18 protein-coding genes are annotated in these 22,687 nt (G+C 51.5%); 6 read left to right on the forward strand and 12 right to left on the reverse strand.

Going from position 1 to position 22,687, the window contains the following annotated elements:
• Nucleotides 1-104: 104 nt before the first annotated feature.
• On the forward strand, nt 105-2,930 hold the full coding sequence (gene leuS / locus AAA857_RS03890; protein WP_338173321.1) for a leucine--tRNA ligase: 2,826 nt from the start codon (nt 105-107) through the stop codon (nt 2,928-2,930).
• On the opposite strand, the gene AAA857_RS03895 is transcribed toward leuS, so the two are convergent.
• Nucleotides 2,931-5,627, reverse strand: a complete 2,697-nt coding sequence (locus AAA857_RS03895; protein WP_338173323.1) for a thrombospondin type 3 repeat-containing protein — start codon at nt 5,625-5,627, stop codon at nt 2,931-2,933.
• A gap of 74 nt (nt 5,628-5,701) precedes the next feature.
• On the opposite strand from AAA857_RS03895, the gene AAA857_RS03900 reads away from it, so the two are divergent.
• The gene (locus tag AAA857_RS03900; protein ID WP_338173325.1) at nt 5,702-6,736 is read left to right on the forward strand and encodes a TPD domain-containing protein; all 1,035 of its coding nucleotides are present in this window, start codon (nt 5,702-5,704) and stop codon (nt 6,734-6,736) included.
• Here the strand turns inward: AAA857_RS03900 and AAA857_RS03905 are convergent.
• The 8 genes from AAA857_RS03905 to pyrE all read right to left on the reverse strand — a co-directional run bounded on the left by AAA857_RS03905 (nt 6,699) and on the right by pyrE (nt 12,300).
• A complete protein-coding gene (locus tag AAA857_RS03905) occupies nt 6,699-7,748 on the reverse strand; it encodes a hypothetical protein (protein ID WP_338173327.1) in 1,050 nt (349 codons plus the stop codon). The genes AAA857_RS03900 and AAA857_RS03905 overlap by 38 nt on opposite strands.
• 59 nt (nt 7,749-7,807) lie before the next feature.
• Complete coding sequence (locus AAA857_RS03910; RefSeq protein WP_338173329.1) at nt 7,808-8,740, reverse strand: DNA-directed RNA polymerase subunit D; 933 nt, start codon at nt 8,738-8,740, stop codon at nt 7,808-7,810.
• Between the two features lie 18 nt (nt 8,741-8,758).
• On the reverse strand, nt 8,759-9,142 hold the full coding sequence (gene rpsK, locus AAA857_RS03915) for a 30S ribosomal protein S11 (protein ID WP_338173331.1): 384 nt from the start codon (nt 9,140-9,142) through the stop codon (nt 8,759-8,761).
• Nucleotides 9,142-9,786, reverse strand: a complete 645-nt coding sequence (locus AAA857_RS03920; protein ID WP_338173333.1) for a 30S ribosomal protein S4 — start codon at nt 9,784-9,786, stop codon at nt 9,142-9,144. Before AAA857_RS03920 ends, rpsK begins: the two co-directional genes overlap by 1 nt.
• Nucleotides 9,787-9,799: 13 nt before the next feature.
• On the reverse strand, nt 9,800-10,270 hold the full coding sequence (locus AAA857_RS03925; RefSeq protein ID WP_338173335.1) for a 30S ribosomal protein S13: 471 nt from the start codon (nt 10,268-10,270) through the stop codon (nt 9,800-9,802).
• 127 nt (nt 10,271-10,397) lie between these two features.
• Complete coding sequence (locus AAA857_RS03930) at nt 10,398-10,748, reverse strand: hypothetical protein (protein ID WP_338173337.1); 351 nt, start codon at nt 10,746-10,748, stop codon at nt 10,398-10,400.
• A gap of 19 nt (nt 10,749-10,767) precedes the next feature.
• Nucleotides 10,768-11,691, reverse strand: coding sequence for a hypothetical protein (locus tag AAA857_RS03935; RefSeq protein ID WP_338173339.1), 924 nt, complete (start codon nt 11,689-11,691; stop codon nt 10,768-10,770).
• Nucleotides 11,692-11,700: 9 nt separating this feature from the next.
• Nucleotides 11,701-12,300 (reverse strand): orotate phosphoribosyltransferase, encoded by a 600-nt coding sequence (gene pyrE / locus AAA857_RS03940; RefSeq protein WP_338173341.1) that lies wholly within the window; start codon nt 12,298-12,300, stop codon nt 11,701-11,703.
• Nucleotides 12,301-12,422: 122 nt separating this feature from the next.
• Between pyrE and AAA857_RS03945 the strand changes: the two genes are divergently transcribed.
• A complete protein-coding gene (locus tag AAA857_RS03945; protein WP_338173343.1) occupies nt 12,423-16,538 on the forward strand; it encodes a hypothetical protein in 4,116 nt (1,371 codons plus the stop codon).
• Between the two features lies 1 nt (nt 16,539).
• On the opposite strand, the gene AAA857_RS03950 is transcribed toward AAA857_RS03945, so the two are convergent.
• Complete coding sequence (locus tag AAA857_RS03950) at nt 16,540-17,157, reverse strand: hypothetical protein (protein ID WP_338173344.1); 618 nt, start codon at nt 17,155-17,157, stop codon at nt 16,540-16,542.
• A gap of 73 nt (nt 17,158-17,230) precedes the next feature.
• Nucleotides 17,231-17,968, reverse strand: a complete 738-nt coding sequence (locus AAA857_RS03955) for a hypothetical protein (protein WP_338173346.1) — start codon at nt 17,966-17,968, stop codon at nt 17,231-17,233.
• A gap of 78 nt (nt 17,969-18,046) precedes the next feature.
• Between AAA857_RS03955 and AAA857_RS03960 the strand changes: the two genes are divergently transcribed.
• The 3 genes from AAA857_RS03960 to AAA857_RS03970 all read left to right on the forward strand — a co-directional run bounded on the left by AAA857_RS03960 (nt 18,047) and on the right by AAA857_RS03970 (nt 22,167).
• Complete coding sequence (locus tag AAA857_RS03960) at nt 18,047-19,288, forward strand: hypothetical protein (protein WP_338173347.1); 1,242 nt, start codon at nt 18,047-18,049, stop codon at nt 19,286-19,288.
• A gap of 51 nt (nt 19,289-19,339) precedes the next feature.
• Nucleotides 19,340-20,935 carry a 1-acyl-sn-glycerol-3-phosphate acyltransferase gene (locus AAA857_RS03965; protein WP_338173349.1) on the forward strand — a complete coding sequence of 532 codons (1,596 nt, stop codon included), beginning with the start codon at nt 19,340-19,342 and terminating at the stop codon, nt 20,933-20,935.
• A 110-nt stretch (nt 20,936-21,045) separates the two neighbouring features.
• A complete protein-coding gene (locus tag AAA857_RS03970) occupies nt 21,046-22,167 on the forward strand; it encodes a DUF373 family protein (RefSeq protein ID WP_338173351.1) in 1,122 nt (373 codons plus the stop codon).
• Here AAA857_RS03970 and AAA857_RS03975 read toward each other — a convergent pair whose 3' ends face one another.
• Nucleotides 22,168-22,632 carry a CBS domain-containing protein gene (locus tag AAA857_RS03975; RefSeq protein WP_338173354.1) on the reverse strand — a complete coding sequence of 155 codons (465 nt, stop codon included), beginning with the start codon at nt 22,630-22,632 and terminating at the stop codon, nt 22,168-22,170.
• Between the last annotated feature and the right edge of the window lie 55 nt (nt 22,633-22,687).

Consider the following 22,687-nt stretch of genomic DNA (forward strand, 5'->3'; position numbering starts at 1 on the left):
ATTTGAAGGGCTCAATCTGAATCCGTCCTTTTCGCATCTGAGGAGCGGGGAATTGATAGCGTGAAGGCGGCTGGCCAAAATCGTCCAGTGGGCGGTGAACACGAATGTCAAGTGAAATGCTTCCCGTGGATGAAGTCGCCTGGCAGAAGAAATGGGCCGATGCAGACCTGTTTAAGGCGGATATTACAGGAGAAAAGCCAAAATTCTATTGTCTGGAAATGTATCCGTACCCATCCGGGAAAATGCATATGGGTCACGTGAGAAATTACTCGATAGGTGATGCAGTTGCTCGTTACAAGCGAATGATGGGCTTTGAGGTTCTCTACCCAATGGGTTTCGATTCCTTCGGGATGCCAGCAGAAAACGCAGCGATGTCTGAAGGAGGCCACCCTCACGATATTACCGAGCGAAACATGGCTTCCATCACGCAGCAAATTAAGCGAATGGGATTCTCCTACGACTGGAGCCGAACCTTGAAGAGTCACGACCCACGTTATTACAAGTGGAATCAATGGTTTTTCACAAAATTCTTTGAAAGCGGCCTTGCAAAACGAGAATTCGCACCGGTGAACTGGTGTGAATCATGCAACACGGTTCTCGCTAATGAGCAGGTCAAAGCCGGGCGATGCTGGCGATGCAATGGTCCCGTTGAGCAAAAGGGAATGAGTCAATGGTTCATCGACCTGCCTTCGTATGCACAAGAATTGCTTGACGGTTTGGATTCGATCAAATTTCCAGACCACGTGAAGTCCCTTCAACGCGATTGGTTGGGCAGGTCGGAAGGTGCAGACATCACGTTTCAAGTGGTTGATTCTGACCTGACGTTTGAAGTCTTTACCACACGCCCTGATACCCTTTTTGGAGCGACCTTCGTCACTTTTGCCCCCGAACACCCTCTTTCACAACAACTTGTTGAGGGCAGTGAACATGAAGCGGACTGGAAGATTCTTCACGACGAAGTTGTCAACATGTCTGAATTCGATCGAATCAAGAACATGAACAAAAAGAAAGGAGTCTTTTCTGGCCGATTTGCAATCCATCCTTTGACTGGAGAAGAGGTTCCAATCTGGTTTGGTAATTTTGTCATCGCCACCTATGGAACAGGCGCCGTCATGGCCGTTCCTGGCCACGATGAACGCGATCACGATTTCGCCAAAGTGTTTGAGATTCCCATCAAGCGGGTCTTGGTGATGAACGAAGGGGGAGACAGCGAAGCTCCAATCGACGCAGCTGAAGTCGACGATGGATGGATGGTCAACTCCGGTTTAGAAGGCTTTGATGGGTTGTATGGTCAAGACGCTCGTAACGCAATATGTGAGGCACTCGAATCCAAGAACATGGGTCTTCGCAGGGTCAACTGGAAAATACGCCCGTGGTTGGTTTCCCGTCAGCGATACTGGGGAACTCCAATTCCGATCATCCACTGCGATGCTTGTGGAGCCGTTCCAGTACCGGAACAAGACCTTCCCGTTGAACTTCCACGGGATGTTGTCTTCGGACAGGGCAACCCCCTTGAGACATCAAAATCGTTCATTCATGCGCCATGCCCAACATGCGGAGTTCAGGCTCGTAGGGAGACCGATACAATGGACACATTCATGGATTCATCGTGGTATTTCCTGCGCTATACCGATGCTCTCAACGATGATGTTTGTTTTGAGAAATCTTTGGCCGACCAATGGATGATGGTTGATTTCTACTGCGGTGGTATTGAACACGCTCAGATGCACTTGATTTATGCCCGGTTCATGACCAAAGCGCTGCGAGACCTTGGCCTGACGAGTGTAGACGAACCGTTCAAGGAATTGCTCTGTCAAGGAATGGTCAACAAATCCGCTCCTTATTGCGCCTCGTGCAGCGTTACGCATACCGTTGACCTTGCGGGGTCACCGTGCCCGCATTGCAATCAGCCATTGACCGAGCGTTCAGCCAAGATGAGCAAATCTACCGGTAACACCGTCTCTCCAGAAGCCATGATTGAGTTGTATGGCGCAGACACGGTCCGCCTCTTCATCCTCTTTGCAGCCAACCCAACCGCTGGAATGGATTGGTCAGATGCTGCACTGGAAGCCAATCATCGAGTCATGCTCCAACTGCAAGCCATGCCTGAGCAACTTAGTGAGTGGAAGGGTGAAGCAAGTTCGATGGACGCTTGGCTGGTAGCACGTTTCAAGAAGCGAGTTCACGAATTTATTGATGCCATGGACACTTACGATTTACGCCGTGCGGTGGAACTCTCCCATTATGAAATCATCAAGGACATCAATTGGTACGTTCGTCGGGGTGGAGGAAATTCTGAAGTGGCTGCTGAAATTTTGCCGCAGTGGGCTCAAATGATTTCAGTCTCAACTCCGCATATAGCTGAGGAGTGGTGGGCGGGCTTGCAACGCAGTGAATCCTTCGCAGCCAACAGCCACCTTCAATCACCGGTGCCCGTAAGCGACGACGAACATCTCATCCTCGCTGGCGAGCAATACATCCGTGATTTCTTGGAACAAGCCCGGAAGGTTCAGAACATCGCAGAACGCCACTTGGGCGGCCCGGCAAAATCTGCAACGGTGGTCCTTTCACCATCGTGGAAAAGGGAAATGGCCCGCTCCGCACTTGAATTCATCTCTGAAGGGGGCCACCCCAAGCAATTCGTACCGATTCTGGCTCAAATGGCGATGGCACAAGGAGAGCGAAAAGGCGAAATGATCGGCTTCTGGGGAAAGAAAATGCTTCCTCAAGTGTTCAAGTGGGACGATGAATCACGTCAGGTGATTCTCTCTTCACTTGATGAAAAGAATGTTCTTGAAGCAGCATCGGCATTCATTGCATCTGATTTGGGACTGGAATCTGTAGTGGTGGTTGAAGGCGAGAGCGAGGACGACAACACCGAGCGAGCAGGCTCGGCGATGCCCCTTTCTCCCGCTATTGTTTACGCTTGATCACTCGCTTTCATTGTCCCTAGAGGAAGGGATTGCAATGTCCTGGGGGCGCTTAGGCGGTAGGGGTGGAAGTTCAGGCCGACGCATGGTTGTGACCAGCGCCCATCCACCAAGTGCTGCGGCAAGGAGGAACATGACCGTTGTCAAGCTGATTCCATTACCGTCGGTTTCCCCCGATGCTCCATCTAAATCGACGGTACATCCACGAACATCAACCACATTTCCTAAACCAGTATTAAGACAGAAGTCGTAAGCATTACTCACTCCGTCGTCGTCATCATCGAGTTGGTACTGACTGCATCCGTTGAGGTTTGCAGTTTCGGTGGTTTTGGTGAGTGGACAACCATCGAGGACATCGAGGACTCCATCTTGGTCATCATCATCGTCCTCTACGGAATCGATACACCCGTCCCCGTCCACGTCTTGGCCCGTTCCTGATAGTCCAATGATTCCCTTGGGGCATCGGTCAATAGGGTCTTTGAATCCATCGTTATCGTCATCATCGTCCTCAGTACTATCGAGACAGCCGTCTTCATCATGGTCGACTGTAGAGCCACCAAGGAACCATCCTTTTTCTCCCAGTAAACAAGCGTCGAAGGGGTCCTTGACTCCGTCATTGTCATCGTCCTCATCCATCGTCGCGTCCATGCATCCGTCTCGGTCGTAATCGTTGGTGAGGGTTGAGGTCCATGGCTCGAGGTCGTTAGGGCAAGTATCGGCAGGGATGCTGATTCCATCCCCGTCTTTGTCATCATCACACGGGTCGCCTGTTCCGTCACCATCAAGGTCCGCTTGGGTTGGATTTGCTAAAGTTGGACAGTTGTCCAATTGGTCGACAAATCCGTCCTCGTCGAGGTCTTCATCTGAACATCCATCGCTTTCAACGTCGTTCTCAAGAGTAGAAACCCATCCAACTGGACCTCTGGGGCAGAGGTCATTGCTATCAAAAATCCCATCAGCATCATCGTCATAATCCTCTGTTGCATCACGGCAGCCATCGTCATCGTGGTCGGTAATTGAATTGCTGAACCAACCAACAAAACTCAAATCACAATCGTCTTCCAAGTCCGGTTTTCCATCGTTATCATCGTCATCATCACAGAGGTCACCAAAGACATCCAAGTCAAAATTGGCCTGATCCGTATTCGCTAATTTAGGGCAATTGTCCTTTCCATCGAGAACACCATCGGCATCAAGGTCAGTAACGTACATCCAAACTCCCATGTCGTAGGAATTGCGTTGGTCAAATTCATGGGTGATGATAACAGCATCAGCATTGGAGATAAATCCGACAACGGGAGAGCCATCGGCGTTGAAAGCCAGTTCAACGGCCAAGTCGTTTCCTGGACCACCTGCAGAAATAGCCCAGTCCCAAGAACCGTTGGCTAACCTTTGTGCGAGAAACATGTCGTAATGTTCTCCATCGTTGTAACCGTCTTGGTCAACCAATACATCGTCTCCCAATTGAAAACTTCCAGTCATTGATCCAAGAATAATTGCATCTCCCTGAGGAGTTAGTTTCAATCCTACTGCGTGTTCTGCACCGTTTCCTCCAAACGAGTCTGCGGAAGTCCACGCTCCATCACCGTTCATGGTAGCGTCGAAGAAATCATACCATTGCGGTACCGATGTAGACAGGTTGTCAAACATCATTTGTTGATTAAAATCTCCTACCACTCGCAGTCCACCGTTAGCCAACCCAATACAATCCGCCAATGTTTCATCGCCTTCTCCGCCTGCGCTGTTTGCCCAAAGCCATCCGTCGACTCCATAATGGGCGACGACGATGTCCGTTGAACCGTTATTGGAGGCTACAAAATCATCGAACGCAATGAATTGTTCAAAATTCAATGCAAAATATGTTGAACCAAAGCCATCTTCACAAAGGCACCCAATGGATTCTATGGGACCTGAGGACAAGGTCGAATGGTGTGCGATGACCAGGCCGGTAGAATCGTGAACAACAACAGCTGCTTGTTCGATTTCTCCCCCAACGATGGTTCCACTTTCCACCTCAACAGAGCCTCTGTAATTGATTGCCAGATGGATTTGGTTGCTTTGTGTTACCATGAGGTCCATCACGAAAATCTCATGTTCGTTGGCGATTGAACTTGCCCATAACCAATCGCCCTCCTGGCTCAGAGCTGCGACAAAAATACCACCCAGATTTGATTCGGTGGTTTGCAGTGGATTCAACTGGCCCAATGTCATGTTGCAGGTTTCCTGATAGGTTAAACCGCAGTAAACTCCAGCAATGATAATCGTTCCATCGGCGAGCATGGCTGAATGACTGATCACGTCAAGGCCAGAACTGCCTCCAGATAGGGTTCTGTTCCAAGTACCGTTTTCGTTGATCCACGCGAGATAGAAATCTTCTCCAAATTCGCTGTCATTGCTTGCATAGCCTTCGACATCACCATGGAACTCAATGCTTGATTCAAAAGAACCTGTGACCAAGAATTGACCGTTTTCGAGGGAGATCATGCCTCCAATCCGTTCAATGCTTTCCCCTCCAGCACCGACCATCCATCCAGCAGTGCTGTTGTTTCCGGTAGAATTCAAGATAACTTCCATCTCGAGACGTTCAGGTTCTTCGGACGTATTTCCGGGGGGGATAGCGCTTACGGTGAGCAAAAAAGCCACCACAAGAGGCGTTAGAGCACGGAAGAGCATGATCTTAGCAGGAGCGTCTTCCATAAGAACCCCTCGCGTTGCGGTATTTACATCAGGACAGGCGAGGTTTCAAGGAGTGTCGCCGTTGATGGAGGTTCATGGGTCGTCAAGGTTCTCGGGATCGACGGTCACCGCACCGTTCCAACCAAAAAAAGAGATACGGAAGTACCCGTAAATCTGCACTTGAAGAACGGCATCTCTCCGAAGTAAAAACAATGGATGGGAAGGCAAATCAACGCTTTTCATCCAAGCCATCCCCGATGGGATTTCCCACTGAAATGGAAGAGCCTCGGACATTCTCCTTTGATTGGACGTTGTCCCCCGTCCCGCTCGCATCAGAAGAACAAGTGGCTGGAGCGGTTATGCGCCGTGGGGAATTTGGATGGGTTGAAGACGAACGATTGGAGGAGATTGCGGTCTTTGTTGAAGGGCAGAACATGTCCCTTGACCAGGCACTTTCACTCCGCTCCGCTCTCCTTCAACAAAAGACGGTTTATTCTCACGGTAAATTGAAGTCCAAAGCCAAGAAAATGGCTGCAAAATACAGGGAAGGTACCACGATTGTAGAACTGTCCAAGGATTTTGATTTCCCACCCATGAACGTCTTTCGCGTTGTACTGGAAGCCAACGGCTGGTCGAAAAAGAAGATCAAGGAAAGCCTTCGTTCACCCACATCAATGAAGCAACGAGAACAAGACGAGTTTGAGTCAGCAGAAGCAGCGGACAGAGTTTCAAATGTAGACCAATCAGAGACTCAGGTGAGAGCCGATTTGTTTGAAGACATCCTCGCTGACTGGTTTGAGGCTCAAGGAGTTCGAATTCGACGCCAACCCGAGATGGTTGCGGAACAGATGGCTGAGCATGGCCGACCCATTCGCACTCCCGACTTGTTGTTCCTAGATCATGTCATTATCAATGGCCGGCCAGTTGCCTGGATTGATGCAAAACACTTCTATGGCGGTGACGTTGACTTTCAACGAAAGAAAACCAAGAAGCAGATGCTTCGATACATCGATGAGTGGGGAAGCGGTGCTATTGTTTACCGACATGGATTTTCTGAAAACCTCTACATCCCTGGCGTAACAATGCTGGATGCTAGTCCTCTTGATCTCTCTGCTTTTGACGAGTCGTAGTCATTGGGGCAACACCGGTAAGCAATACGCCCCTTCCAGCCTCTTGGAGAAGCGCTGCAAGCCGCTCATATTCTTCGGTGTCAGGCACATCTTCCAACGTTCGGGGCAGGACTGCTACGGACGTCCCCAACATGCACAATCGAACAGCAAGACGGCCTTGAAGTTCCATCTCAACCAAAGTGGTGGCGACCTTTCTGTGCAGCTCTGCTCGGACCGCCTCGTCCATCATACCGGATTGTTGAGCAAATTGTTGCGATTGTTGAAGCAAATCCTTCCATCTTCCGTTCCCCCATTCGCCAACTCTCAGCGTTTCCATGCATGACATTCCTGCTTGGGTTATGGAGCGCTGCCATTCTGGATTGTCGATGTAATCGGACGTGTGTTTCGCACTTCCTCCATCCCAAACAAGCAACACTGGAATATCTGCTGCGAAACTTACGGCCTGACCTGGCCATCCAGGCGCTCCTGGTTGCAATCGTAATTCGACACCGCCAACAGAGGCTCCCAGTACGTCGCCAAGCCCTGAGCCGTGCTGGCGCTCAATCCTGTGAGCGATTTTGTAATATTGATTCAAACGCCCACGGCCTGTTAACCGATGGAGAACATTTCCCATCGCCATCAATCCAGCTGCGGACATACCAAACCCCTGGCTGAGAGGGCATTCAATACTGATTTCGGCTTCAAGACCTTCATGAGGTCGTAGCAAAGTCGCTTCTCTGCACCCTTGAATCAAGTCAAGATACAGGTTGGAGTCCTCTACAGCCCGGCCGCTTGCGTCCGTGATGCTCAGGTGAACTTGAGCGTTTTCAGCATGAGGTTGTTTTCCTTCAGGTTGACTCCCGGCTTGAGGTTCTGAGGAGGGGTGTTCACTTTGCACAAGACGTGCTTTGATAGTGACGCCATGGAGAATGGTAAAGCCAGCCCCAAGACTTCCTTGTGAGCGGGGCAAACGAGGCGTCTTGTCAATTGAAAACAAGAGGGTGATGTGACCTCCACTGCGATGTTCAATCAATGGCTCACCCTGTTACGGAGACGAAGCCACCTGTCAAGAAGGCTGTGTGAGTATTGGCTTCAAGCCAATGCTGATTTCAAGTCTTCACCGAGGTCGACGAAGCGTTGGTTGAGTTCACTAAGTGCCATGTTGAAGGCGGTGACCGGGTCCAAACTTCCATCGGTCTCGTACGAGAACACATAGGCGTTGTCAATGGTCTCCATGACGATAGCATCATCAAAGTCGCCATCACGGCCAGTGCCTTGACCAACTTGGTGAAGTGCCTTCTCAAGGTCAATAACGTGATTGATGTTGGTGATTTTCTTATCCTTGCCGAACAACTTTGCATCAATAGCGGAGCCGTCGGAGGTTTTGAGTCCCAAGTCAAAGAGAATGCTTGCCTTCTTTGGCTTCTTGAGGACGGCAACTTGCTGTGGTCGGAAACCAACCGCTGCTGCAGGGGTCCATTTTGCATGGTCTCGGCCTCGGCCGAGAACTGCGAATGCATAGAATTCAAGGAATTGTCCTGCTGCAAGGAGCGTCAGTGGAATTTGCTTGTGTTCTGGAAGGATGTCAAAGACAGGGTCGGAAATGGTGGTAATGTCTCCAGCATAAACGGTCTTGTAAGGCTCATCAGAATCTGCGGCTGGTCCACGTGCTGAAAGGGTGTAAAGAACTTGACACATTGGGCAACCCTTGTCCTTTTCAACGACATCCCGGCAGTTTTCACAATCCTCAGGGAAGACGAGGCCTTCTTCAGGATGTGTTGGGATGGGGATCATGGCCAGTCGGTGTGCAAGAACTTCATCGGGCAAAACGTTCACGGATTCCACGACGTCGCCTTTGTTGTCTTGAGTAACACCTTGTGAGAAGTCGACTCGTGTGATCGCTAGTTTGGGCACATCTGCAATGAGAGCACGGCGAATAGCGTTGACTTGTGCAGCATCAGTTTCACTGAGCAGGATTCGGATTTCATGACCTCGAGGCCAGCCTTCTACGATTTCTGTCTTCATGGTAATCACCTGTTTTCATCAGACACGGCGTCCACGACGTCCACCTTTCTTCTTGGTGCCGTCGTGAGCGATTGGTGTGACATCCTCAATACGAGAGATGGTCATACCAGCACGGGTCAAGGCTCGGATAGCCGCTTGTGCACCGGGCCCTGTGTTGTTGGAGAGGTTGCCTCCTGGGGCTCGGTATTTGACGATAAGTTCTGTAAATTCTTTCTCGCGAAGTGCGTCTGCAAGACGTTCTGCAGAGCGAGTTGCTGCGAATTGTCCACCCTTGTCCTTTCCTGCCTTGACGACTTCGCCACCGTTACAGGTGATGATGGTCTCGGCTCCGGTAAGGTCGGTAGCGGTCATTAGAATGTTGTTGTATGAACTGAAGATGTTGACGATAGCTTTGCGGGACATCACTCAGCACCTCCTTCTGCGTTTGCGGCTTCACCAGCTGCTTGAACTTCTTCAGCAAATTCTGGTGTAGCGACGGGGTCAACTTCATCCTCTTCGTATTCTGCGGATTCACGGCGGCCTTCAATGGCTTTGCGAATGGCGTGTTCTGGGTTGTTAAGAGGAGAGGATGGGTGGTAGCGCAAATCGCCTTCTTCGTCACGAGAAACCGGGTACGAAGGAATGGAGACCTTTTGCTCTCCAACACAGATTTGTCCGTGGGTTACGAGTTGGCGAGCTTGCTTCATTGAGCATGCCAGACCTTTGTAATACACTTGAGCTTGGAGTCGTCGGCTAAGGATTTCTTCGGTACCAAGAGACAGAATGTCGTCAAGGCTAGCATTGGATTCAATGAGTCCTTTCTTGTAAAGGGAATGAAGCAAGTCATCCATCTCACGCTTTCCGTGGCCTTCGGTTGTGTCCACTGTACCGATCAAGCGCATAGCTTGGCGTCGATGACGGCGAAGTTGGGACTTTGCCTTCCAGATTTCACGCATGTTCTTGAGGCCATGATTGGCCTTGATAGCGTGTTCTTCTTCAATTCGTCCAGCCTTCCACGGGTGGGAAGGTGTGTCAAATTTAGGTCGTGAAAACTTTGGCTCTCCCATACATCATTCCTCCTCATGCCTTCTTTCGGCTCACACCAAGGGTGAGTCCACCACGGCCGTTTGAACGTCCGCGCTGTCCACGGACCTTGTTGCCCGATGCGTGGCGTACACCACGGTAACACTTCATGGTACGAAGACGGTTAACATCGTCTTCGAGAGTAAATCGAACTTGTTGGCCGGTGAGGTGAATTTCGTCGCCGGTCTCGAGGTCACGTTGCCGGTTAAGCATCCACAACGGTGCCTTTTCAGCGTAGTTCTCAATGGCCAAGCGTAGTTCTTCTTGTTGCTCAACCGAAAGGAAGCCAGCGAGTTGGTGAGCGTCAAAGCCTGTGTTCTTACAGATCTGAGTGGCGGTTCGGTGACCGACTCCCTTGACTGAGGTTAGGGCGGTAGCCAGGGGCTTAAGTCCGTCCATATCGGTATCTGCCATACGTAGGATATACGAGAAGTCTTCTCCTAGCTCCTCATCCTTTGGTCGTGCCATGTTCTTTCACCTCAACGCTTACACATAGTGTCAAGCAGGCCTCCGACTTGCCTCCCGTATATGAAGACCGCGATGGTCACATTCGCGCCACTGAGTCTCAAAAGGTATGATTTGAGAGGTGGGTTGTTCACGAATCTGAATGACAAACGCACAACAGCAAGACATCGCCGTTCGGATGCTGGGTTACGAAACCATCTCGTTCCCCGTGCCTCCGACTCAATTGGCGGTCAAGCGAGCCCTGCCATTTGGGTTGGTCAGCGGGGTCCAAGTTGAGGCGGAGGGTCAGCGATTTCATGTTATGCTCCAATGCGATTTTGACCAATCCGTCAACGGTATCATCGGAGAGCGGTTCGCGAATCAACTCTACGACCCGACCCGTTGCTTGGACCAACAAGCCATTGCGCTCATCTCCTAAACGCAAGGGATGTTCGTGGTGCAACTGAGGGCGGCGCCCTTCTACGCTGGCCCATCTTTTCATGGATTCCTTCGACACTTCCTCAAGCCAGAGCGCCAACCAAACCGCTTTCGAGCAGGGCCGCGTCCAAAATACTCACGTATTCGCCTCTTTTTGGGGGGTGAATCAGTTGTTTCGGGAGTGCAGAATCGCCGTTGTCCTTGCCCGAAGTTGAAAGGATCAACGGCCGGTCTCCGAGTTTGGGTGGAATTCGAACAAATCGACGAGCGGTGTTCTTCGAGGAGGCTGCTCCGAGCCATAATGCCAGGCGGTCCACGCGACCACGCCCACGAGAGGTCCAAACCCACGTGCGTTCAATGTTCGGCCAGACGCTGTCGACCAACCCTTCTACCTCGTTACGCTGGCTTGAAGTCAAACGAGGCGAGAGGTCCAAGAGCAGTCCTGGCCCACGGGGGTGATCGGCAAAATACGGAGCCCAAGCGGAAAACACTGCGTCCAAGCGAGGTTGCATTTCATCCAGCCCGTGCGTTCTACTGTTGCGAGGGCGAGCCGGGTCGAGGTGAAGCAAGGCTACGGCGTTCTTTGAATCCACCTCCAAAGCAGACAAAGCCCCCGAAGCATCGGTTCCGTCACCTGAAAGGATTCTGCTTTCTCTGAACCATCGCTTTTGTTCTGCTTTTTGTTGGCGTGCGACGATGTGTAGGTTTTTTGCACTGGCTTGAGCGCGCTGTGGAGAGAGTTCAATGCCAACAGCAGGTCTGCTGAGGACGGATGCATGTGCTGCAAGTTGAAGGCCGCTACCGCAGGCACAATCCACAATGAGGCCCTCTGCAAGGTCGCACTGGCTGAGCATCATGGACCGGGCTGTAGCCACCTGCCAGGGCGTTGAGAGCGGTTTCCCGTCCTTTGCATGATAGAAGCGCATCCCGCGAGGGGCGGTTTTGTCCTGTGCTTGTTCGGTTAACCCCTCCTCGTCAACGAGCGACGGGTCAAGAACTGTATGCATTCAAAATCCTCACAAAGTAGCGATGTGACTTCGGGTTAGCAAACTCTCGAAGTGAATGCCGGCTTCGGCAAACGCTTCCTCCGCTCCTTCTTCTCGGTCCACGATGCTGATGACTGCGACCACTTGACATTCTGTATCGGCATGAATTCGTTCAACAGCCTTGATCGATGAACCGCCGGTGGTTGTGACGTCTTCAACAACGACAACCCTTCCGCCTCCGTCCAACGAAGAGCCTTCGATTCCAGGCGGGTTGTTGGTCTTACGCCCACCTCGGCCTTTGGGTTCCTTCCTGACCATGAATCCACGCAGTGCAGGAGTTGCATCAGGTGAGGTGATGACAATTGCTGTGAGCGGGACTGCGCCGAGTTCTAATCCACCCACAAAGTCAGCTTCAAGGGATTTCATCCGCACGTTGAGGAGGGCCCCGAGGATGCCGGCAGCTTCCGGGTGCATCATCACTGGCTTGGTATCAAAAAACCAGCGTGAGTTCCTTCCGCTGGCGAGTGTAAACGCATCATCACTGCCGCCGTCAAGGAATGCCAGGTCGTGAACCAATGCAGCAAGTCGGTTCCACTGAGGGTGAGCGAGAACGCTTTCGTGAACGGCCATGATGAAGGGTTAGGACTTCACGCCATGAACTTTCCTTACCTCGATTTTTCATCCACGACATGCTCCTTCAAAGTACACCGTGTTGATGATAAAGGGTCGCCAATAAGAGAAAATGAGCGACGATGGCGGAGGCGAAGAACGACGGAAAAACGACCGAGCATAATCCATTGCTCGGCCTCGATATCCCTCGTTTAGAGCATGAAATGGAAGTTTACCATCAATGGATGGACGAACGCGCTGACGACGCCTATCAAATCGCAGAAAGCGTCCGTTCTTTGGGGTATGATTACCGCGACCACGTTGAGATTCCCCGCGCAGCAGACCTTGCTGGACGAACCGAGAAACTTCTGGTTGAACACCTCCAAGGGTATGAAGTCGCAGAAGACATCAGAGTCATGCTCGATGAGCATGACCGTGAAACCACCTCCATCATGATGGCGCAGTCCGTTGCAAGAGGGTTTCGAGAGCAGGGTTATGATTTACAGACAGCCATCGACGTGGGGTTAAGGGTAGGACTTGCGATTCTTACCGAAGCGGTTTTGGTCGCTCCATTGGAGGGTATTAGCGAGGTTCGACTTCTCAACAACGTCGACGGTTCGCAATTTGTGTCCGTCCATTTCGCAGGGCCTATTCGGGCCGCAGGAGGGACTGCACAAGCACTCGCTGTGCTGATTGCTGACATGATTCGCCGGGAACTTAACGTGGGCCATTATCAGCCAACCGACCCAGAAGTAGAGCGAGTGAAAGAAGAGTTTGGGCTCTACCGAGGGAACCTCCAATACCGCCCATCGCCCAACGAGATTGACGAAATTGTACGCGCTTGTCCGGTGATGATCAACGGCGAATCAACCGAACGCATCGAATGCGCTGGATACGGGCGAGTTCGTAACATTGACGAAGCCAGAATACGCGGGGGTGTCTTGCTTGTGATCGGAGAAGGAATGTGCCTCAAGGCTCCCAAAATTCAGAAGCACACCGAGCGCCTTAACGTGCCCGGGTGGGATTTCATTTCCAAATTCGCCTCCCGTGGAAAGGAAAAGCAAACCGAAGAAGGTGAGGTGTTCAAGTCCAGAAAAGTCCCACCCATTACAAAATTCATGAAGGACATCATTGCTGGGCGTCCAGTATTTGGCGGCCCGTTACAAGCCGGTGGGTTCCGACTCCGATACGGGCGTGCTCGCCCGTCGGGTTTGGCCGCTGCCTCAACCAACCCCGCCTCAATGTTGGCCTTGGACGATTTCATCACCATCGGGACGCAAATGAAAATCGAACGACCTGGAAAGGCATGCGCCATCACTCCATCCGACGAAACCGACGGACCTTGGGTCGTCCTTGATGACGGTCGCTTTGCACGATTTGATGATGCACCAAGTTTCGCTCGTGTCCGGGGCAAGGTCAAGCAAATTTGGGACAATGGGGAACTTGTTATTGGATATGGAGAATTCATGGAGAACAACAAAAATTTGGTTCCAGCCGGGTATTGTACCGATTGGTGGGCCAGTGATTTGATTGAAGGACTGACCCATTCCGATGATGTCGAGGCCTTTGTTTCAATTTTAGGCGGTAACCGAAGCGATTGGCCCGAAGGGTGCCCAGGCATTCATCCATCGGAGGCTGAAGACGGAGACGCTCAGTATCATGTCCGACGAAGATGGCATCAAAAACTGCGTAATACTACGGTTGATTGGGAGGCTGCTAAAACCATATCTCGCCGCTTTGCAACATCGCTACCCCCTCCTCACAACCCTTGGTTCCTCGACCTTCCCCTTGAGTGGCTTCCGCCGGTTTTGACCATGTTTGCTGAGGCTGTGATTGAGCCAATCGGCGTGGTTTCTCATTCGGTTCAACCGTTGGCTGATGACGTTCAGACCTTCCCCATGCCTCACGTTCAACAACTCCGAATTGCAGGTGGTGTTCGCGGGTGGGATGCGAACAAATTAGAGGAATTGCAACCCGAGACAACTCCGGAATTGGACCAAGCATCACCACCCGGCCTTCCACTGCGGCCTGAACCCTCGGTCTTCCATTCATCTGTTCCTGAGGGCTGGGCTCTTATCCAACACGGCATGGCCAAGGCTACAGCCATGATTTTGGGACTTCCTCATCATCATGACGGGGATGATTTGGTCATTACTGCTGGCTGGCCCGCAGCCCTGGAAGGCTTTGGCTTCGGTATTGAAGGGGATCAACCGTTACGATTGAAGGACGGCCACAAGGTGGCGTACGACCGCCTGAATCAACTGAAAGAAGCCAAGGTCATTCTCGACGAAGAGCGGGAGCGGCTGTCTCAATTGGAAAAAGAGCGAGCGACCATTCGCATTGCTTCCGAAACCGGGGCGCGTCAACGCGGCCTGGGAATTGCTGAAACCGATAAAGTCGGACGCGAAGCCGCGGCATCGATCCCCGATGAAGGTCCGAAGGACAAACAGGCTTACCTCTCAGCGCAGCGGTTGGAAGACGATCACGCCGTCGATGGAATTCTTCCACTGGTGCGTATGCTGTCGGAATTCAGGTGGGAGCACAGCGCTCCTGTTCGCGTGGGTTGTCGGATGGGCCGTCCAGAAAAAGCGGCGCCTCGTGTCATGAATCCCAGAACAAATGCGCTGTTCCCGATCGAACTCAACGGGGGCAATCAACGCCTTCTCAGCCATGCTATTGACAAAAGTTCAATTCGCATTCAACTTGGTCGACGGGTATGCAGTAAATGTGGAAAGGAATCGCCATTTTTGCGATGCCACCACCGTTCAAAAGATGATTTTGGCGAGGGACGCCCAGGTGAGGCTTGTGAAGGTTCTACGAAAATGACGTCTGCTAAAGCCAATTCACGCCGCCGAGGAGAAGTTCAAACGGTTCGAATTGATACGATGGTGGAGGATGCACGCATTCGCCTTGGCATTGATCGTCTACCGAATCAAGTGAAGTGTATGAAAAAGCTCAGCAGTCGGGATCAAACTCCAGAAGCCATCGAAAAAGGCATCCTCAGAGCAAAGCATGATCTGCCTGTGTTCAGAGATGGAACGGTCCGGTACGACATGAGCGACGTGCCAGTCACGCATTTCCGCCCACGGGAAATTGAGGTTCCTTGGAAAAAACTCCACAACCTTGGATACACGCATGATTATCTCGGAGAGCCCCTGCAAGACGATGAACAGGTGTTGGAAATCTTCCCACAAGATTTCATCGTAGCAAAGAATGCAGGTGACTTCTTTGTTCGCACCGCCCGTTACATCGATGAATTGCTGGTAAGGTACTACAAGACTGAACCGTATTACAACGTGACGAAGCCCGATGACTTGGTTGGTCATCTCATCTGCGCTCTTGCACCCCACACCAGCGGAGGTGTTCTTTCTCGTATCATCGGATGGGCGGATTGTTCAGGCGGTTATGCTCACCCGCTCTTCCACGCAGCCAAGCGAAGAAACTGCGATGGTGATGAAGACGCCATTATGCTCTTGATGGACGGTCTGTTGAACTTCAGCAGAGAAATCCTTCCTGCAAACCGTGGTGGTCAAATGGATGCCCCATTGGTGTTGACGACTCGCCTCAACCCCACAGAAGTTGACAAAGAGGCCTTGAACGTTGATTCAGGGTGGTTCTATGAACGAGATTTCTATGAAACAACGCTCAATCAACCCCATCCAAAAACCATCGCTCACCGAATGGATTTCGTAGAACGTCGTCTTGGAAGTATTGCGGCAGTTCGGGGGTACGGTTACACGCATGACTGTCATTCCATCGATGAAGGCCCAGCACTTTCAGCATACAAGACTCTGGAAACCATGATCGACAAAATGAACGGTCAACTTGCTCTTGGTCATCGCCTTCGTGGTGTTGATGTCAGAACGGTTGCCTCAAGCGTGGTACGTTCTCACTTCCTCCCCGATTTACGAGGTAATTTGAATGCATACGGTCGCCAAAAGGTTCGTTGCTTGAAATGCGCTCATTCGTATCGTAGAATGCCTCTTTCAGGGAAGTGCATTCAGCCGGAGAAGGCAAAGGGCAGAGGACTCTCAAGCGTTGGTGTAGCCAAGTCGGAAGGGGATTTATGTGGAGGCAATCTTGCCTTGACCGTTTCAGAAGGTGCAGTTCGTAAATACATCAAGGTCACTCGTTTCGTTATGGACCATTATGGCGTAGACACCTACACCAGGCAAAACGTTGAGTGGCTCGCTGATAGCGTCGATTCGTTGTTCAATAACGACCGAGCAAAACAATTGTCGTTGTCCGATTTCCTTTGATTCAGCGGAGCGGTTCTCTCCACGGGGAGTCGTGCTCTGGGAGCTGGTCCAATTCGGGCATTCCTTTCGCAATGCGCTTGAACGGTGTTCGTTCAACTGGTTGCTGTTTACCGGTGCTTTGGAGCCGACCTGCCAGGGCTCTTACGCCTTGTTCTGCAAAAGCAAAGCCAACGAGAAGCAAACTGAGAAGGATGTGCCCTTCCAGTTGATATGCTGCAAAGGGTTTGATGTAGAGTTCTTGTTGGGCTACGATCCCTTCATCTGTGACCGTTTCGATGGTGTAGGTGCCGGGTGATAGTTCACCGTTCCATTGAGGGACTTCTTCGCCTAAATCACCGTTCCACGAAGTTATTTCCGTCTGATTGTTGAGGAGAATCGAATACCCAATTTCTCCTGAATCAGTACTGCCGGCGGTGAAGGTGACCGCCATCCTCGCGGGCAAGGCTCTGTCAAGATCGGCTACGGGGGCAACGACGACTTCTCGGTAGGTTTGAGTTTGTGAGGGGGAGTTGACTTCGTTGGGAGCTTCTTGCGAAGCGACCGCAGACCACAGGCTGTTAACGACGAGAACTGCGACGAACCACATGACTGGATTTACCCACGGATTCCGCTTCGTCATAGCCAGTGAACCATTCTTCACCTTCATAGGTTTATGTTCTGGGGCAAGAAAAGGAACGCTTGTTCAAAGGAGCCTATTTGACACCGATAAAACGGCTAAAGCCGTCATTTAAGCATTCTAAGATTGTCCTCATCCAATTCAGTTTTCTCATTTTTTGTTCTTCGTCGGTACTTCCAGACCACGGACCAACTCGACCGGTTGTAAACCCGATTAATTCTACTTTATTCAGGTCAATGCCTAACCAGTGAAGCAAGCAGGCTGCGCGGTCACCGTCGGTAAACCCTCCTGGATTGTGCATGCCGTCGTAGGATTCATTGGTTTGATGGGTTAACACCAACTGAGGTTGCCCGTGTTCAGCCCACTGAGGCATGAGTTTCTCCCACCGATGTTGATTGTCACCGTGGGCATGGACCACCAAGGTCGCACCGTCGGATGCCGCTCGGTCCAAATGTTCTGCACCGTCCAGGTCGGTAACGACACAAAGAGGACTGATGCTTTCGGGAAATGCTCCTACGGCCCCGTCGGCAGCGATGTATAGGGTTCCATCAGGCCAGTTCTGCATCAGGTCGCTTTTGGCCGCAGCCGCCCCAACCAAAACAACATGCTGAGCCTTGCGCAATTCACCCTGAATGCGATGAAGGGTGTGCTGGCGCGCTTCTTTGGACCAATGCGCAACACCAAACGGTGTTGCCGATTGGAACAGTTTTTGAAGTTCCTTGGCGCTTTGAACATCGTCCTCGTACGACCAACCAAAGGCGGCACGTACATCGTTTTGAATGGCAATCACTTGAGTGAGAAGTGATTCATCCATGGCGCCTCCAATCGTCACGGCCACAAGAAACCATCTCCAACATTGAACTTCATAATCCGTGGCCGCTGAGGTAGGACCATGCCCGTCCCTACTGTACCCCCAGTTTTGACGGATGAAGTTACGTTTGCCCGCTACCCGTTCCTTCCACAAGCAGCTCAATGGATTCGTGATATGGCGCAGCGGCATTCAATTGATCTCAACGAATTGCTCGACGGCCCGTGGATGGAAAAAGCTCGACAACGAGCTCGTATTAGACTGATTGATTCAGTACAATCCAAGGAAGGTGTTCAGGTCGTTGGAGGGGACATCCACACTGAAGAAGGCCGGCTTATTGAGGCATTTTCGTTCTATTATGCACGCCTCGTCGTCTGCGCAAGTGAAGATGAACGCTTGATTGCAAGGTGGGCTCAAGCAGAAGCAGCACGGGCGGAGCAACTTTTAATCCAAGATGACATCAATCTCCCCATCCTTGCAGAGACCTACATTTCGGAAGCGGTACGTGCCTCACAAAACACAGGCTCGGTGGCTCTCGCCTCTTCCTCAATGAGCATGCGGCAATTGCGCCAGGGCAATTCCTCCCTTTGGAAAATAGGGCTCCCCGATTTTATCGAAATATGTCCTAAAATCACCGGTGATCGCTGGCGCCTCCCCAACGTTGACCTCAAAGACGGCTGGGTCACCCTCCATAATGAACGGCAATACACGTCGTCGGCCAAACTCGCACGGTTGCTGCGAGAGCGCATCAAAAGAGGCATTGAACAAGAAGCGCTAGAAAAAATGGCGGAGGTCACGACAGATTTGGCCGTTCGCCTCGCTGAACCGGTCGGTATCGTTCGAAATTTAATGGCCAATAAAGCCAGTGAAGCCATTGCATTGGTTGGAGCAGAAGAGAGCGATTGGCCTCCATGCATGCAAAAAATCATCGCAGAACTCACCAATGGTGTCAACGTCAACCACTTTGGGCGCCTCTTTTTGGCGTCAATGGCGGCGACTTTGGCTCTTCCTCAAGAGGCCTGTGTAGGCTTTTTCAGAGGTGCTCCGGATTTCAGTGAAGCAACAACTTCCTATCAAGTAGAGCACGTTTACCAGCACGAATACACTCCTGCTGGGTGCGGGAAACTGAAGATCAACCACAACTGCCCCGTACTCCCTGGAGACAATCGAACGTGTGACCAACCCTGGATGGACCACCCGCTCAAGTATATTCGGGCCACTCAGCGGTGGAAACGGCTCACCTCTAAGCCAGCGGAACCGGTTCAAAAGGAATCAGCCCAGTCGGATGACTCCGCAGAAGACGCCCCCCCCTCTGATGGCGATTGAATTCACAGCGCCGGAGGTGTTGCTAAAAACTAAGGTAGACTTCCCTCCTTCATGCGATGGTTGCAAGACCCCTCTGGGGGCCAAGAGGCAAAGGTTCCGCTATCGTATCGCATTGTCCGTCGGTTCTACCGGTTTCTGACCAACATTTGGTTCCGAGAAATCAACATCGTTGATGACGAGAATCTCCCGCCAGAAGGTGGCTTGCTGTTCATCACATGGCATCCAAGTGGCCTCATTGATCCGATGTTGATGACTGCAGCCCTTCCGGGTAAATTGACGACCATTGCCAAACACACACTGTTCAAAATTCCCCTTCTTGGACGCGTACTGAAGGCTTCGGGAGTGGTTCCGGTTGAGCGGCCTAGAGATTCCAATGACAAACAAGCATCAAGAGCAAGAAACGCCATCATGCTTTCTGAAATGTCAGTACAACTTGCCCATGGTGGCCGGGTGTTGATTTTCCCCGAAGGAACAACCCATGCGGAATCGGGCGTGAAACGCATTCGTTCTGGGGCAGCACGGATTCTTCTTCATGCACGCCGCGAAGCACAAGACAAGGGATTGCCGGAGCCACAATTGGTCCCAATTGGTCTACACTATTCGGAATCTCACACCTTCCGTGAACGGGCTGCAGTTGTTATTGAACGCGTCATGGATTTGAATCCAATACCGGCCGATGTGGACGATTCCTTTGAACAGGACCGTTTGGATCGAATGTGGATTGATGACGTCACAAAGGCCATCGACGTTGAATTGCAACGTGCAAATTTGTCGAAGACCTCATGGAATGAGCGCACCATGATTTGGAAGGGCCGAAGTCTTGCTTACGCTGAAAAAAACCGGATTGCAGGCGGTAAATTGGTCAAACCAACCTACGCTGAATCCGTTCTGGGCGCCCGACGCTTGCGCGCAGGCTGGGAATACATGATGGCTCACCAGCCTGAGGAAACCAAACAATTGGCTGAGGACTGCGAAGCCCATTTCTCTGAATTAACGCGGCGGGGCATCACTCCTTACGACGTTGATGCTCGCCCAGAAACACTCTCGCTTACGGGTTATGTCAAGGCCTTTGCAGTTTGGTTGTGGGCGCTTGTGTGGATGTTCGGCCTTGTGACATGGAGCGCAGTGGCCGGGAATTATCCCCCATACAAGGGCAACGGGCTACTGAGTTGGGCGATGAAAAAGCAAGACATTGATACCTCGGTCATCGGGACCATCAAAGTTCTCTCTGCCATCGTGTTCTTTCCACTTTGGTGGATGGTTGCTTCCGCATTGATGACGTGGTCGCTCCTGAGCGGTTCAAGTCCGATTAATTCCCTTCTTCTGTCCCATTGGTTGCTTGAATACGTCACGTATCTGCCAGCGGTTGGCGTATTCCTCTTGTTCTTGGTTTGGTGGCCAATGTCGGCTCGCTTGCATTTGGAACTCTACGCGCGTCTGGTTCGTGGTTCTCGAGATTTGAAACGATGGAAGATATGGAAAGATGAAGACACCAACTGGGATGAATTGGTAAAGGTTCAGAGGGAGCTTGCCTCCAGGTTAGTCAAAACAGGCGCTGGCCTCATTCTACCGGGAGACGCTGATTGGACTGACCCACCTTCTGGAAAAGACGACGCAGTATCGGTGCAAGTGAGAGCAGTCAACTGACCGTATCCGCCTCCCGACACGACGACAGAAACGGACACAGCGCGGACACAAATGCACAAGGTTTTGAATGAAAGGTCGTCAGTGGCCTAACAAGGAGCGGAGGTGAAGCGATGACGAGAACTCTTGTGTTGACGGTTGACCGGGACAACGACCTTGGTATCAAAACCTCGATTCGAGGCCCTGTTGTCGGTCGAAGGCAAGTCCTTACCGCTGCTTTGAAACTCGGGATTGCAGACCCGGAAGAAAGCGACACCAACGCGATTCTTGGAGCATTGTCCCAGCACGACGCCTTGGTTGAAGCCAAGGGAGAAGAAGACGAAATTGAAATCGCGATCCTTACCGGTGATGAAAAAGTTGGAATGCGCTCTGACCGAGCCGTCGCGGCACAACTCGAGGAAGTTGTCTCGCTGTTTCAACCGGACGAAGCCATTCTTGTCACCGACGGTGCAGAGGATGAAAGCGTTCTCCCCATTATCCAATCACAAGTCCGAATTGACCACATTCAGAAAATCATCGTGAAGCAGTCAAAGGGTATTGAAGGAACCTACTATTACATCGTAAAGGCTCTTGAGGACCCGAAATGGCGTTCAAAAATCATGATTCCTCTCGGTGCGGTTATGGCGATTTTGGGTCTCGGAATCATGCTACCCAATGAGATTGGAGGAATTGTCATCGGTGCGCTCCCCTTGGTCTTAGGATTGTACATCTTCAGCAAAGGTGCAGGAATTGAATCCACGGTTAACCGTGTTATTCAGGAAATGCGTGAGAACGCAGACGCTGCCATGTTTTCCTCGCTTCTTTGGACGGCCACTCTATTCAGCGCCATCTTTGCAGTAGCAGAAGGATGGCGGGCATTCAGCCAGCAAGATGTCAATTCAGCTGCCTCGTCCGTCGTATGGTTGAACGTGATCCACTCATCACTCGCTTGGATTATTATTGCCTTCCTTACATCTACAGCAGGATTCATGCTTCTCCGACTGAAGCGCGGGTCGTTTTCTGGAAGTCTCATTGTTCTGAGCGTCTTCGGTATGGTCGTCTATTCCTTCCTGAATACAGCCCTTGACATCGCCATTCGTGTCCTCGAAGGGAGCTCTTACGAATTCAGCGTTAACATGATTCTCGACGACTTGACAACTCCATTGATTTGGGTTGTTGTGCTTTGGATGGTGATGACCGTTGTCCGAACGCTCCAGGCAAAACAAGCCCAAGCCGACCGTTATTGGGGAATTTGATCACAGAATAAATCGCGGCATCACTTTGGCAAGTGTGTTGTGTCCGACGACTCCAACCAATGTTCCGTCTCGGTCAACGACTCCAAGTTGGTTGAGGTCGTGGGTCAGCATCAACGCTCCAGCCTTGAGCAGTGGCGTATCCTCTCTCACGGTCAATGGAGGGTGATTCAGCAGTTGTTGAGCAGGAATGGAATGCATCCAAGCAATGTCTCTGTTAACGGTCTTGCGAGCGATTAATTTGAGCAAGTCAACAGCATGAAGTCGTCCCATCGGCGCACCTTCCTCGTCAACAATGAAAATATGGTCCCAATTGTTGTGGGTTAACGATTCCAATACCAAAGCCATGGAGTCGGAATCAAGCATGGAATGGGCATGCTGCATGGTCTGTCCACAGGTGACATTTCTCGCAGCTTGGGCGCCAGTTGAACGGCGCGTGGATTTTCGACTTCGGGTCTTGGTGGCCATGGGCTCTCAGCCGTGTCCCGCAACCTACCCCTTTTGAAGCCTTCCATTTTTCCAC

Source organism: Candidatus Poseidonia alphae (assembly GCF_943787815.1).
GTDB lineage: Archaea > Thermoplasmatota > Poseidoniia > Poseidoniales > Poseidoniaceae > Poseidonia > Poseidonia alphae.